We start from the raw sequence: 13,325 nt of genomic DNA on the forward strand, positions 1-13,325 counted from the left end.
CCCACGTCAATCGTGGGTTTTTTATTAGCTTTGCAAAGCTTTTAAATCTTCAAGCACTTGTTCAGCATGCCCTGCAGCTTTGACTTTACGATATTCTTTAACGAGTTTTCCTTGATGAAAAATAAAAGTTGAGCGCTCAATCCCCATCACTTTTTTTCCATACATATTTTTCTCTTTAATCACATCAAAGTGTTGGCAAAGCACTTCTTCTTTATCGCTAATCAAATCAATTGTTAAAGATTGCTTTTCGGTGAAGTTTTGATGGGCTTTCACTGAGTCTCTAGAAACACCGAAAATAGTGGTATGAAGCGCATCAAACTGATCTTTCAAACATGAAAAACCAACAGCTTGCGTTGTACACCCAGGTGTTGAATCTTTTGGATAAAAATAAATGATGAGCCAATCTGTATTCAACTCAGTTAAATTCACAGAACCTGTAGTCGTTGGGAATGTTTGATTGGGTAAACTAATCGTTTCCGTAGACATTATATTTTCCTCAAAATTTGTCACTACATTTATAGGGGAATTCAAAAAAAATAGCCACACGAGGTGGCTATCTTATGTAAACTGCGATTATTTTTTAGCTTGTGCTGCTTTCATTGCTTCCTCTGTTAACGACTGTAGCTTAGACGTTAACTGTGGGCCGAAGCATGCTTGAAGATCAGCGTTCTGTTTCTTCACGATAGCTAAAGTAGAAGGGCTTTTCTTTTGGTTAATCGCACTTTGGATTTCCCATTTTTGAGCATTAGTTAGCTTGCCGTCTGCTTCAATTGCACATGTACAATATTTGCTGACTTCAGTAGCAGAAAGCTTGTTCCCTTTAGCAGTTTCTTCCTTACAAACATTAATCAGTGCAGATTTTACGTTAGTACTTTTGTAGGCTTGCTGCATTTTATTATTCGGCTCATTTGCTTGAGCCGCAGAACCGAAAAGTGCTGCAGCAGAAACAATCGCTGAAAGAATAATGTTTGATTTTAAATTTTTCATATATGGCACCCTGTTATTACGGTATATAACGAGTTGGGTCTTCAACGCCAGCATCTGCAAAACCTTGTTTACGCAAACGACAGCTGTCGCATTTTCCACAAGCTCGTCCTTGGTCATCTGCTTGATAGCATGACACCGTTTGACTGTAGTCTACGCCATGTTCGATGCCTAAGCGAATAATATTTGCTTTGGATAATTGTAGTAAAGGTGTTTCAAATTTAAGAGGTTTTCCTTCCACACCTACTTTTGTCGCTAATCTTGCCATATTGGCAAATGCTTCAATAAATTCTGGTCGACAATCTGGATAACCCGAATAATCTACCGCATTAATTCCAATTACGATGGCTTCTGCGTCAAACACTTCTGCTGCTGCAAGTGCATAAGACAGGAAAATCGTATTACGTGCTGGAACATAAGTGACAGGGATCCCTTCTTGTTCTTGATCAGGAACATCAATGGAATGATCAGTTAATGCAGAACCACCTAAATTACCCAAATCTATATTAATCACGCGATGTTCAACGCCTGCTTGTTGTGTCAGTTTACGTGCAGCATCCAATTCAGTTGTTGAGCGTTGACCATACATAAAACTTAAAGCGATACATTCATAGCGTGCTTGCGCCCAAGCCAAGCAAGTCGTTGAGTCTAAACCACCTGATAACAATACAATGGCACGAGGGCGCATAGGAGAACTCCAAAAAATTAAAGTAAATAAAAAATGAATTATAACTGATTATATAAAGAATAATGGGGTATAAATTTTTTGAATATATAGATCTGCATAAGTCACAAAACTAAATGAGATCATTATAAAGAACGCGAAATGTTCGTTTTAGAAGATGAGATAAAACTCTCTTTTGAGTCGAATAAAGTTTAAACAGTTGTTGTTTTTGTTTAAATATTAAATATAATTTAACAAACACTTGATTAAAACTTACAAAAATAATTTTTACGGAATGAAAATGAATCAAATTAATACTTTAATTTTAACCACTGCTGCGTTGATCAGTACAAATTCTTTTGCATTTGAGGAGCTTTCAGATCAAGAATTGTCAACATATGCAGCACAAGATGGTATTACGATTAGCCTTTTACCAGGTGGACCCATTCAAGCTGATTTGATTTGGCACGATAACAGTGGATTCGGGCCAGATTACAACGAAGGAAACACAAAAGCAGGTGCCTTAATTTTCGGTACAGCGAATGGTCGTAGTAAGAATCCATTATCACTTTCTTCTGGTTCGGCAGATATTAGTATTACCTTAAAAATCGATGCTCAAGGAGGGAGTAGTACTACAGGCCCTTTTCTGAATTTAGGTGTATTTGTTCCTGAAGATATTATTATTAATACCGGTGATATTTGGGTGGGTAAATCGGGTCAAGTTAGTCCAACAGGACGAGGCTATAGTGACCCCGTTAAAATTATGGATAATATGAAATTTTATGTATCCAACCTCTCAACCAATATTCAGCTCGGTTCAGCACCTCAAGGCAGTCTTTTAAAACTCAATGGAATATTTAAAGATGGATTACGTTTAGAAGGCTTTAAAGTCCACGATCATGATGGTGGTGGCGCATTTGGAATAGAATTTATTAATTTAAAAAATACTCAACCAGGGCGTTTTGGCATCAATAATCTTGATTTTGATGTTGCAGGTTCGATACGTACAGATGGACTGGAACTCAAAATAAATCGTCTTGGAGATCAAAATGGTTTTAATGCCATGTTATGGGGGGTAGGCGTTGGGGATGCATCAACAATAAATAATAAGATTGGGGATATTTCAATGAAAGGGATTAATTTGAATGGCACGACCATTAAAGTGTCAGCACACTAAAAGATCATTTTGTCTCAAACAACAGTACAGAAAAGTGCTGTACTGTTTTAATTTGAGCTATTTTTTTACGTTTTAACGACCTGTTTCGTCATTCCAGAGCAACTTATGTAATTGAAGCTGGAAACGAACTGGTAAGTGATCCTCTAAGATCCATTGTGCTAAATCACGTGCAAGTTGCGGTAACTTTGCAGCACCTTTTTCTACAGCAAACGCAGGTGAGAACCAAACTGTACTTACACGCTTGTGCAATTCATATTGATTCACTTGTTGTTTAGACCATTCATAATCTTCACGATTGCATATGACAAATTTAATCTGATCATGGTGAGTTAAATGGTCTAAATTACTCATTAAATTACGTGAGTCTTCACCTGAAGTTGGTGTTTTTAAATCTAGGACTTTAGAAACTCTACGATCCACTTTTGAAACATCTAGCGCTCCACTCGTTTCAAGGGAAACTTCACAGCCTAAATCTGCTAGACGCTCCATGAGCGGTAATGCATTGGGTTGAGCTAATGGTTCACCACCAGTAACACAAATATAGGGTGTCTTAAAATCAAGCGTGGTCTGGATAATATCCTCTAAAGACTGACGTTCACCGCCTTCAAAAGAATAGGTGGTATCACAATAAGTACAACGCAGTGGACAACCTGTTAAGCGTATAAACACTGTAGGTAAGCCTGAAGTGTTGGCTTCACCTTGTAATGAATAGAAGATCTCCGTAATACGTAACCCCGCAGACGGATCAGAAACAGGAATAGCGGAAGATCGCAAATTACTCATATCGACAAAACCAAACTAAAATAGAGATTATATAAAAGAAAAATCTCTACGATTATTACTAACCGTAGAGATGTGGAGTGTACTCCAAATACTATAAAGTATAAAAAAATTAGTCAGCGCGTAATAAGTCGTTCAAACTTGTTTTAGCACGAGTCTGAGCATCGACTTTTTTTACGATAATTGCAGCATATAAGCTGTATTTACCGCATTTAGAAGGAAGACTACCAGAAACTACCACTGAACCTGCTGGAACACGACCGTAGTGAATTTCACCTGTTTCACGGTCATAAATCTTAGTTGATTGACCAATGTAAACACCCATTGAAATCACTGAACCTTCTTCAACGATTACACCTTCAACGATTTCAGAACGTGCACCGATAAAACAATTGTCTTCAATGATCGTAGGGTTCGCTTGAAGAGGCTCAAGTACACCGCCAATCCCAACACCACCAGAAAGGTGAACATTTTTACCAATTTGCGCACATGAACCTACAGTCGCCCATGTATCAACCATTGTACCTTCATCAACATAAGCACCAATGTTGACATAAGATGGCATAAGTACAACATTCTTAGCTTGATAAGAACCTTTGCGTGCAACTGCAGGCGGTACAACACGTACACCAGCTGCTTTAAATTGCTCTTCAGTCCAACCTGTAAATTTAGTGTCTACTTTGTCATAGAATTGGAGATCGCATGATTCGATTGGTTTATTATCATTAAGTTTGAATGACAATAGAACAGCTTTTTTTAACCATTGATGAACAACCCATTCACCATTAATCTTTTCAGCAACACGTAATGAACCATTATCTAATCCAGCAATTGCTTCCTCGACTGCTTGGCGAATTTCAGCAGGGCAATCTGTAGCTGTGAAGTTTGCACGATCTTCAAACGCTTGTTCGATGATTGACGAAAGCTGAGACATAATCTTCTCTTCCAAAAAAAATTTCAAAGATTTTACACTAAATTGATTATAAAAATTACAATTAATCCTGAAAAAATGTCCGACAATAATGACTATTCTTTATAAGTATGTGAATAAAAGTTAATAAAAGACTTAAGTGCAAATTATTTATAAAACAACAACTAAATCAAAATTGTATCAAAAAATAACAAAAAAGCATCAATTTGAATATTAACCAGCTTTGAAATCTCCATTAAGATGCTTCCGAGTCGAACACATTAATGATTAAAGAACAACTCATTTCTTTGAGGAGAAAAAAATGAAAGTGTTAAAATTACTCGCTGTTACAACAGCATTATCTGTTTCAGGCTTCGCTATGGCGGACACTCAAGTTGTACGTACAGGTAATGTATTTGAAGCTAATCAATTAATCCCTACTGGTGTTCGTGCTGAAGTTGGTACAACTGGTTACGGTGGTGCATTACTTTGGACTGCTAACCCATACGTTGGTCTTGCTTTAGGTTACAACGGTGGTGATATCTCTTGGTCTGATGATTTATCTATTGACGGTACTAAGTACGATTTAGATATGGATAATAGTTTGGCATACTTAAATGCTGAGATTCGTCCTTGGGGCGCGAGTCAAAATCCATGGGCTCAAGGTCTATATATGGCTGCTGGTGTAGCATATATCGATAATGAATACGATGTTACTAAGCGCTTAAACAATACGAATGATGTTGTTAAGATTGATGGCAAAAATTACAACGCTCCATCTGGTCAAGGTTTCATCGATGGTAAAATGTCATACAAAAATGACTTTGCTCCATACGTAGGTTTTGGTTTTGCTCCTAAAATCAATAAAAACTTCGGTGTATTTGGTGAAGTAGGTGCTTATTACACTGGTAACCCTTCTGCAAATATTACGTCAGTAGGTTTAGCTGAAGTTGGTGGTACTGGTACTGGTGCTGATGCAGCTGAAGCTTTAGAAGCGAAAATTGAATCTAAAGACAAATATGAGTGGCTTCCAGTCGGTAAAGTGGGTGTGAGCTTCCACTGGTAAGATCCAATTAAAAAAACGAGCTTCGGCTCGTTTTTTTATGCAAGTTAATGCAAATAATAAAGGCGCTATGGTGCCTTTATTATTTGTAGCTTGTTAATCTTCAGGATAAGCTACTCGTTTTAACGCTTTGATATCAGCACTAGGTGCACATAGCGAAATAAACTCGTAACCGTATCCACGTAACAAATGACCTTTACGTACAGCAATCCAAGTGGTATTCACCCCAAATAAATCAGTATCAATTTGTTTTAAGCGATGATCACGTTCTGTATCGTAGGCTACATCGTTGACAATCCCGACACCCATACCTAATTCAACATAAGTTTTGATTACATCAGCATCAAGCGCAGACATCACTAAATCAACATCAAGTCCTGAGTCTTCAAAGGCTTTATCAATCTTTGAACGTCCCGTAAAACCACCGTGATAGGTAATAATCGGATACTCTGCCAAATGTTCTAAGCTAATCTCTCGTGATGCTATTTGAGTAAGTGGATGACCTTGAGGCGTAATAATACTGTGTTTCCAGTTATAAAAAGGAACACTTGCTAAGTTTTCTTCAGTAGTTAGATTCTCAGTCGCAATACCAATATCAGCATCGCCTAAAAGTAACATTTCAGTGATTTCAGTTGGGCTTGCTTGTTGCAAAATCAAATGGACTTTCGGAAATAATTTTTTGAATGAATTTACGATAGGTGGTAATACATATCGCGCTTGAGTATGAGTGGTTGCGATGGTTAATGTACCTTCATCTACACGATTAAAATCATCGGCTAATCTTTTAATATTGTCTGCATCGACCAGCATGCGCTCTACGATACCGAGCAAAGCTTGACCAGGTTCAGTTAACCCTAATAAGCGTTTACCTTTTCGGATAAATAGTTGAACACCTAATTCATCTTCTAAATCTTTAATATGTTTACTTACGCCTGATTGAGACGTGTAAAGGGCAGCGGAAGCTTCCGTTAAATTAAAATTTTGTCTGACGGTTTCTCGAATAATTCTTAATTGTTGAAAGTTCATAGTCTTTGTTACCTTTAAAATGATGGGGCTATATAAAAGCCCCATCTACACATTTTTATGCGTTTTCTTGTGCAAATAAGTGCAATGTATTAGTCGTTAACCAAACCGATTGATTTGGGCGGAATTGATGCAGTTTAGCTTCATCTGGAGTGAGTAGAATTTCGATGAGATTGCCATATTGACCTTGAAGTTCGGCAATCACTTTTCCTGCAATCCAAACTTCACGTAAGAACGTTGCTTGAATTGCATTATCTGTAGGTTGAGCATGAATTTGGAACTCATCTGGTCGAATGAAGGCAATCACTTTACCTTCAGGCGCATCTTTAGCTAAAGGCAGTTGAATGCGATCATTTCCGATCTGTACGATTCCCGCTTGATTATGACCTTCGAACTTATTCGCTTGACCTAAGAAGTCAAATACAAAAGGCGTTGCTGGTTTTTCATAAACTTCACGAGGTGAGCCAATTTGTTCAACATTGCCTTTATTCATTACAATGATTTGATCTGCAACTTCAAGCGCTTCTTCTTGATCGTGAGTTACAAAAATCGAGGTGATGTGAAGTTCATCGTGTAAAGTTCTCAGCCAGCGACGTAACTCTTTACGAACTTTAGCATCAAGTGCGCCAAATGGCTCATCCAGAAGTAGTACACGAGGTTCAACTGCAAGCGCACGTGCAAGTGCAATACGTTGACGCTGTCCACCAGACAATTGTGCTGGATAACGATCTGCTAAGAATCCTAATTGAACTAAATCGAGTAGTCGTGTAACCCGTTTTTTTATTTCAGATTCTGAGGGGCGTGTAGAACGTGGACGAACACGTAAACCAAAAGCAATATTGTCAAATACTGTCATATGACGGAATAAAGCATAATGTTGGAATACGAAGCCAACTTGACGTTCACGAACATGAACATTCGTTGAGTCTTGACCTTCAAGGATCACTTGACCGCTGTCAGCAGATTCAAGACCAGCAATAATGCGAAGTAAAGTCGTTTTACCGCAGCCTGAAGGTCCTAACAATGCAACGAGTTGACCATCAGGAAAATCTAGGGAGATATTATTTAGTGCATGGAAAGCACCAAAGTGTTTTTCAATATTTTTAACTTGAATACTCATCGGATACTTCCTTTAAACTGTAGAATCTTCATTACGTTTGCTTAATTTCTCTTGGCGAATTTCGACCCATGTTTTAAGAATCAATGTCACAATCGCCAATAAAGCCAAGAGGGATGAAACAGCAAATGCTGCACTAAAGGTATATTCGTTGTAGAGAATCTCTACATGCAGTGGCAATGTATTGGTCTCTCCACGAATATGACCCGATACTACAGAGACTGCCCCGAATTCACCCATTGCACGTGCGTTACAAAGAATAACCCCGTATATCAAGCCCCATTTAATATTTGGAATCGTGATTTTCCAAAAAGTTTGCCAGCCTGAAGCACCTAAAACGATTGCCGCTTCCTCTTCTTCTGTACCTTGAGCTTCCATCAGTGGGATGAGCTCACGCGCCACAAAAGGAACTGTAATAAAGATGGTTGCTAGTACAATTGCTGGAACGGCATATAGAATCTTAATGTCGTTATCCATCAGCCATCCACCGAACCAACCTTGCGTACCAAACATCAATACCAACATCAGACCTGCGATTACGGGAGATACTGAGAAAGGCATATCAATAATCGTGGTCAATATGGATTTACCACGGAAATTAAATTTCGCAACAGACCAAGCTGCAGCCACACCAAATACTACGTTGAGCGGTACAGCAATTGCAGCTGTTAGTAAGGTGAGTTTTACAGCCGACAACGTGTCTGGATGAACTAAAGCTTGCGCATAAACGCCGATACCCTGTTTGAATGCTTCAACAAAAACTAAAATCAAAGGCAGGATTAAGCAACTGAGGAAGAAAATCATGGCAATGACAATGAGTGTATAACGAACCCAAGTCGGTTCACGCGTCGCATCACGAGATTGCAATTTTTCCGCTAAAGCATTGCTATTTGTATTCAAACTCATTGTGCAGTTCTCCCTGTACGACGACTCGCCCATGCTTGTAACAAGTTAATCAAGAACAAGATAGCGAATGAAATAAGGAGCATGACAACGGCGATCGTTGTTGCACCTGCATAGTCATATTCTTCCAATCGAGAAATAATCATTAATGGCGCAATTTCAGTTTCGAAGGGTTGGTTACCTGCGATAAAGATGACCGAACCATATTCACCCACGCCACGGGCAAATGCGAGAGCAAATCCTGTGATTAATGCAGGGAAAAGAATCGGTAAAATCACTTTGGTTACAATTTGTAGTCGATTTGCACCCAATGCTGACGCTGCTTCTTCAAGTTCAGTCTCTAAGTCACTTAGTACAGGTTGTACTGTACGAACCACAAAAGGTAAGCCAATAAATATCAGGGCTAATGTAATCCCAATAGGGCTATAAGCGACTTTAATTCCTAAGGGTTCAAGATATTGACCAATCCAGCCTGTCGGAGCATATAAAGATGTTAATGCAATCCCAGCAACAGCTGTTGGTAACGCAAAGGGTAAATCAACTAATGCATCAACAATTCTTTTACCAGGGAAACTATAGCGCACGAGACACCAAGCGAGTAATAAGCCAAATACAACATTAATGAAGGCAGCAATGAGTGCAGCACTGAAACTTAGTTGTAATGATTTTAAGATACGCTCAGAACTTAAAATCTCCCATAAACCTTCCCAGCCAATACCTAAAGACTTAATAAAAACAGCCGACAAGGGTATGAGCACAATTAAAGATAAATACGCTAGGGTAAAGCCTAGAGATAGACCAAATCCTGGCAGCACTCGGGATTGCTGCGACATGACTACTCCTCAAATGAGAGAAAAAGCTTACCGTAATCAATAAGCAATTGAATTGAAAAATTTATCAAGAATAAGTGGCGAACTTTAAATTGCAAATTTGTAATACAACTTGTCATTATCAATACTATTGATATAGTTCGACAACTTTTCATGAATCAAAAAATCGAAGATCTCTGGAAATGGTCCAAATCCTGAATCAACATTAATATGACCGACTTGACCTAAGTTAATCGGCTTTACACCCCATGATTTTGCTAGTTTTTTTGCATCCTCAAAACCTAACCACGGATCATTTTCACTGATGATCATTTTTGTGGGAACGCTAATCTTAATTTGATGAAAGTAAAAACTATAATCAGTCAAACTCAAACGAGCAAAACCATTCTCACCAAAACGACTTGGATTGGCTGGAGCAACTAAAACCAGTTGTTTAACCTTCTGTGCTATTTCTGGGTGTTGATGCAAAGCAGCGACTGACGTTAAACAGCCAAAACTATGTGCAACAATCTGTACGGGTTCATCAATCTGCGAAATTTTTTCTACAAAACGATTGATCCAATCTGAAAGTAAGGGAAAGTTCCAATCATCTTGTTGAACACGTGAGCATGGCATGACTTGACGTTGCAACCATGATTGCCAATGATTTTCATCACTTCCGCCGACGCCGGGTACAATGAGTGTATGTATCATGTCATGCTCCACTGATTATTTTTTTGTGTTATTGGCTTCGGTAATTTGGTCAAAAATACCATTATTCTCAAAATGAGCTTTTTGTACTTTCGCCCAGCCACCAAACTCTTGATCAATTGTGACCAATTTCAATGGCTTAAATGTTGATGAATATTGTTTTGATACAGCTTGATTACGCGGACGATAGAAATTCTTCGCGGCAATATGTTGTCCCTTAGGTGAGTAAAGGAAATTCAAATAACCTTGCGCCAAATATTTATTGCCTGATTTTTCTGCATTTTTTTCAACGATCGCTACAGGTGGTTCAGCAAGTATAGAAAGTGTTGGCGTGACAATTTCAAATTTACCTGGTTGTTCACGCAGTGCTAAATGAGCTTCATTTTCCCAAGCAAGCAAAACATCGCCAATACCGCGTTCAGCAAAAGTTGTAGTTGAGCCACGAGCACCTGAATCTAAGACCTTAGTTTGTTTATAAATTTGCTGAACAAATTGTTGTGCTTTGGCGTCATTTCCACCTGGTTGGTGTTTGGCCCATGCCCAAGCCGCTAAATAATTCCAACGTGCGCCACCTGACGTCTTAGGGTTTGGTGTAATAATGTCCACACCCGGTTTTACTAAATCACCCCAGTCTTTAATATTTTTTGGATTTCCTTTTTTGACGAGGAAAACAATTGTGGAAGTGTAGGGTGTTGAGTTATGTGGGAATTTTTTCTGCCAATCTTTTGGTAATAAATTAGTTTTTTCAGCAATAGCATCAATGTCAGCTGCAAGTGCGAGAGTCACGACATCTGCATTTAAACCATCAATGACTGCACGCGCTTGTTTACCTGAACCGCCATGTGACTGACGAAAGTTGACGTTTTGCCCAGTCCGAGATTTCCAATACGCACCAAATTCTTTATTTACTTCTACGTAGAGTTCACGAGTAGGATCGTAAGAGACGTTTAATAAATCTTTAGCGGAAGCGCTAAGCGAAGCAGCCGAAACAAAAGCTGCGAGAACCCCAAGTTTTAATTTAGCTGAAAAGCGCATGGCAACCTCAAAAGAAAATATTCTGTTACATGGTGCTAGAATAAATCTAATCTTTATGCATAAAAAATAATTAAAAATGAATTTTATATGAAAAAAAAAGATTTAGGTGTGTTGTTAAAAAAATGCCGATCATGAATATGATCGGCAAGCCATAAGTTAAAGCTTAAATCTTAATTTATTTATTACTGTTTGCTTTGACAATTTGATCGAATATCCCGCCATTATCAAAATGTTGTTTTTGGACTTTTGTCCAACCTCCAAACTCTTTATCAATCGTGACTAATTTTAAAGGTTTAAACACGGATTGATATTTTGAAAGTACCGTTGCATTTCGTGGTCGATAAAAGTTTTTGGCAGCAATGGTTTGACCAGCTGGAGAATACAGATAATTCAAATAGGCTTTTGCTACATTGAGGTTGCCATCTTTTTGCGCATTTTTCTCAACAATTGCTACAGGGGGCTCAGCAAGAATGGAAAGTGTTGGTGTAATGATTTCAAATTTTCCAGGTTGTTCACGAAGAGCTAAATGTGCTTCATTCTCCCAAGCCAGGAGTACATCTCCAATGCCACGCTCTGCAAAAGTTGTTGTTGCACCACGTGCACCAGAGTCTAGCACTTTAGTATTTTTATAAATTTTTCGTACAAATTCTTGTGCTTTAGCATCGTTACCGCCGGGTTGGTGTTTTGCCCAAGCCCATGCTGCTAAGTAATTCCAACGCGCACCACCTGATGTCTTAGGGTTTGGCGTAATAATTCCAACATCATTTTTAATCAAGTCTCCCCAGTCTTTGATCCCTTTGGGATTGCCTTTTTTGACTAAAAACACGATGGTTGAGGTATAGGGTGTAGAGTTCTGTGGAAATTTTTTCTGCCAGTCTTTTGGTAATAAATTGGTTTTTTCAGCAATCGCATCAATATCTGCTGCGAGTGCGAGAGTCACGACGTCTCCATCTAGGCCATCAATTACCGCACGCGCTTGTTTACCAGATCCACCATGAGATTGTTTAAAATTCAAATCTTGACCAGTCTGCTTTTTCCAATATGCTCCAAACTCTTTATTAAAGTTGTCATAAAGTTCGCGAGTTGGATCATATGAAACATTTAAAAAATCTTTTGCGAGTGTAGAAACAGAAGTGACTGAAAGTAAAGCTGCAATGACCCCAATTTTAAAAGAACGCATCATTATTCCTATGTGTTTGTCGTTTTTTGATGATTTGAGCATAGGGAAATTTTTTAAAATAAAAAAATAAGAAGAAATGAAAAAGTTATGATCAAAACAGCTATTCATTTTGTGAGTGACTTTTTACACTATGAGAACGGAATGAGGTTGCTTGAAATGATCTGTTTAAAAAATGCCAAGCCAATGGATGCAATATCTATTTTTGATCGAGGCTTCCATTATGGGGATGGCTGTTTTACCACGGCAAGAATTCGAAATAATAAAATTGAATTATTTGAACGTCATTTAAAAAGATTGAATACTGCCATTGAGCGATTGTCACTTCAAGCTAATCTTGACTATATTGCTGAGTCTATCCAGTATTTACAGCAAGAATATGAGCAATTAAACGGGACGATTAAAATTGTACTGAGTCGAGGCGAGGGGCAACGAGGATACAGTTTACCTCATCATTCAGCAGATCTTTGGTTGTATTATTATCCGCAAAACGTGACTGATCATCACTATGAAGTCATTGTGAGTGGTTTACTTGAGAGAGCGATGGGTTTAACCATGCCACAATTGGTGGGAATTAAATCACTGAATCGGTTAGAACAAGTGTTACTAAAGCAGGAAGCTGATGAGAAGGGTTTTCAAGAAGCCTTAGTTACAGATGTGCAAGGCTATATTGTTGAAGGAATCAGCAGCAACTGCTTTATACGATTGAATGATACGTGGATTTGCCCTGAACTTCGTTATAATGGCGTTCATGGGGTGATGCGTGCTGAAATTTTGGAGCGCATGAATCATTATGGTATAACGTTCCAAAAAAGAGTAATTGATTTGAATGAGCTTCCTCACATTCAAAGTGTATTTTATTGTAATGCGCTCCACCCAATGAAAATCGCCTCTTGCCTTGATGATCGTCGATTAGATACACAAGCGTGTATTGATCTTTTTCACCACCTTCAACTTAATCAGATTTAAAGC

15 protein-coding genes are annotated in these 13,325 nt (G+C 38.4%); 3 read left to right on the top strand and 12 right to left on the bottom strand.

The window, feature by feature from the left end; all coding sequences use genetic code 11:
- Window positions 1-24: 24 nt before the first annotated feature.
- The 3 genes from AC1M9M_RS06890 to queC all read right to left on the bottom strand — a co-directional run bounded on the left by AC1M9M_RS06890 (window position 25) and on the right by queC (window position 1,672).
- The gene (locus tag AC1M9M_RS06890; RefSeq protein ID WP_481590296.1) at window positions 25-486 is read right to left on the bottom strand and encodes a peroxiredoxin; all 462 of its coding nucleotides are present in this window, start codon (window positions 484-486) and stop codon (window positions 25-27) included.
- Window positions 487-573: 87 nt separating this feature from the next.
- Window positions 574-987: a hypothetical protein gene (locus tag AC1M9M_RS06895; protein WP_481590297.1), complete on the bottom strand. Its 414-nt coding sequence runs from the start codon at window positions 985-987 to the stop codon at window positions 574-576.
- A 16-nt stretch (window positions 988-1,003) separates the two neighbouring features.
- Window positions 1,004-1,672 carry a 7-cyano-7-deazaguanine synthase QueC gene (gene queC / locus AC1M9M_RS06900; RefSeq protein WP_180028449.1) on the bottom strand — a complete coding sequence of 223 codons (669 nt, stop codon included), beginning with the start codon at window positions 1,670-1,672 and terminating at the stop codon, window positions 1,004-1,006.
- Between the two features lie 277 nt (window positions 1,673-1,949).
- On the opposite strand from queC, the gene filA reads away from it, so the two are divergent.
- Window positions 1,950-2,825, top strand: coding sequence for a putative pilus system protein FilA (gene filA, locus AC1M9M_RS06905; protein WP_481587782.1), 876 nt, complete (start codon window positions 1,950-1,952; stop codon window positions 2,823-2,825).
- A gap of 72 nt (window positions 2,826-2,897) precedes the next feature.
- On the opposite strand, the gene queE is transcribed toward filA, so the two are convergent.
- Window positions 2,898-3,608 (bottom strand): 7-carboxy-7-deazaguanine synthase QueE, encoded by a 711-nt coding sequence (gene queE, locus AC1M9M_RS06910; RefSeq protein ID WP_481595962.1) that lies wholly within the window; start codon window positions 3,606-3,608, stop codon window positions 2,898-2,900.
- A 109-nt stretch (window positions 3,609-3,717) separates the two neighbouring features.
- On the bottom strand, window positions 3,718-4,539 hold the full coding sequence (dapD, locus tag AC1M9M_RS06915; RefSeq protein ID WP_035267212.1) for a 2,3,4,5-tetrahydropyridine-2,6-dicarboxylate N-succinyltransferase: 822 nt from the start codon (window positions 4,537-4,539) through the stop codon (window positions 3,718-3,720).
- A gap of 298 nt (window positions 4,540-4,837) precedes the next feature.
- Here dapD and carO point away from each other — a divergent pair, with 298 nt between their 5' ends.
- Complete coding sequence (carO, locus tag AC1M9M_RS06920) at window positions 4,838-5,581, top strand: ornithine uptake porin CarO (protein WP_179997890.1); 744 nt, start codon at window positions 4,838-4,840, stop codon at window positions 5,579-5,581.
- 93 nt (window positions 5,582-5,674) lie between these two features.
- Here carO and AC1M9M_RS06925 read toward each other — a convergent pair whose 3' ends face one another.
- The 7 genes from AC1M9M_RS06925 to AC1M9M_RS06955 form a co-directional block, all read right to left on the bottom strand.
- A complete protein-coding gene (locus AC1M9M_RS06925; protein WP_481591412.1) occupies window positions 5,675-6,604 on the bottom strand; it encodes a CysB family HTH-type transcriptional regulator in 930 nt (309 codons plus the stop codon).
- 55 nt (window positions 6,605-6,659) lie between these two features.
- Window positions 6,660-7,721: a sulfate/molybdate ABC transporter ATP-binding protein gene (locus tag AC1M9M_RS06930; RefSeq protein ID WP_481595963.1), complete on the bottom strand. Its 1,062-nt coding sequence runs from the start codon at window positions 7,719-7,721 to the stop codon at window positions 6,660-6,662.
- A 12-nt stretch (window positions 7,722-7,733) separates the two neighbouring features.
- Window positions 7,734-8,624, bottom strand: a complete 891-nt coding sequence (gene cysW / locus AC1M9M_RS06935) for a sulfate ABC transporter permease subunit CysW (protein ID WP_481589027.1) — start codon at window positions 8,622-8,624, stop codon at window positions 7,734-7,736.
- A complete protein-coding gene (cysT, locus tag AC1M9M_RS06940) occupies window positions 8,621-9,454 on the bottom strand; it encodes a sulfate ABC transporter permease subunit CysT (RefSeq protein WP_481595964.1) in 834 nt (277 codons plus the stop codon). Before cysT ends, cysW begins: the two co-directional genes overlap by 4 nt.
- 84 nt (window positions 9,455-9,538) lie before the next feature.
- Window positions 9,539-10,144 carry an alpha/beta hydrolase gene (locus tag AC1M9M_RS06945; protein WP_481595965.1) on the bottom strand — a complete coding sequence of 202 codons (606 nt, stop codon included), beginning with the start codon at window positions 10,142-10,144 and terminating at the stop codon, window positions 9,539-9,541.
- Between the two features lie 15 nt (window positions 10,145-10,159).
- Window positions 10,160-11,176, bottom strand: a complete 1,017-nt coding sequence (locus tag AC1M9M_RS06950) for a sulfate ABC transporter substrate-binding protein (protein ID WP_481595966.1) — start codon at window positions 11,174-11,176, stop codon at window positions 10,160-10,162.
- A gap of 175 nt (window positions 11,177-11,351) precedes the next feature.
- Window positions 11,352-12,359: a sulfate ABC transporter substrate-binding protein gene (locus tag AC1M9M_RS06955; RefSeq protein ID WP_481595967.1), complete on the bottom strand. Its 1,008-nt coding sequence runs from the start codon at window positions 12,357-12,359 to the stop codon at window positions 11,352-11,354.
- A gap of 153 nt (window positions 12,360-12,512) precedes the next feature.
- On the opposite strand from AC1M9M_RS06955, the gene pabC reads away from it, so the two are divergent.
- Complete coding sequence (gene pabC, locus AC1M9M_RS06960) at window positions 12,513-13,322, top strand: aminodeoxychorismate lyase (RefSeq protein ID WP_481595996.1); 810 nt, start codon at window positions 12,513-12,515, stop codon at window positions 13,320-13,322.
- Window positions 13,323-13,325: the final 3 nt, after the last annotated feature.

This window comes from Acinetobacter sp. ANC_7503 (genome assembly GCF_056780035.1).

Coding starts and splice junctions, on each gene's coding strand:
- AC1M9M_RS06890 (WP_481590296.1), bottom strand. CDS start 486: ATGTCTACGGAAACGATTAGTTTACCCAATCAAACATTCCCAACGACT.
- AC1M9M_RS06895 (WP_481590297.1), bottom strand. CDS start 987: ATGAAAAATTTAAAATCAAACATTATTCTTTCAGCGATTGTTTCTGCT.
- queC (WP_180028449.1), bottom strand. CDS start 1,672: ATGCGCCCTCGTGCCATTGTATTGTTATCAGGTGGTTTAGACTCAACG.
- filA (WP_481587782.1), top strand. CDS start 1,950: ATGAATCAAATTAATACTTTAATTTTAACCACTGCTGCGTTGATCAGT.
- queE (WP_481595962.1), bottom strand. CDS start 3,608: ATGAGTAATTTGCGATCTTCCGCTATTCCTGTTTCTGATCCGTCTGCG.
- dapD (WP_035267212.1), bottom strand. CDS start 4,539: ATGTCTCAGCTTTCGTCAATCATCGAACAAGCGTTTGAAGATCGTGCA.
- carO (WP_179997890.1), top strand. CDS start 4,838: ATGAAAGTGTTAAAATTACTCGCTGTTACAACAGCATTATCTGTTTCA.
- AC1M9M_RS06925 (WP_481591412.1), bottom strand. CDS start 6,604: ATGAACTTTCAACAATTAAGAATTATTCGAGAAACCGTCAGACAAAAT.
- AC1M9M_RS06930 (WP_481595963.1), bottom strand. CDS start 7,721: ATGAGTATTCAAGTTAAAAATATTGAAAAACACTTTGGTGCTTTCCAT.
- cysW (WP_481589027.1), bottom strand. CDS start 8,624: ATGAGTTTGAATACAAATAGCAATGCTTTAGCGGAAAAATTGCAATCT.
- cysT (WP_481595964.1), bottom strand. CDS start 9,454: ATGTCGCAGCAATCCCGAGTGCTGCCAGGATTTGGTCTATCTCTAGGC.
- AC1M9M_RS06945 (WP_481595965.1), bottom strand. CDS start 10,144: ATGATACATACACTCATTGTACCCGGCGTCGGCGGAAGTGATGAAAAT.
- AC1M9M_RS06950 (WP_481595966.1), bottom strand. CDS start 11,176: ATGCGCTTTTCAGCTAAATTAAAACTTGGGGTTCTCGCAGCTTTTGTT.
- AC1M9M_RS06955 (WP_481595967.1), bottom strand. CDS start 12,359: ATGATGCGTTCTTTTAAAATTGGGGTCATTGCAGCTTTACTTTCAGTC.
- pabC (WP_481595996.1), top strand. CDS start 12,513: ATGATCTGTTTAAAAAATGCCAAGCCAATGGATGCAATATCTATTTTT.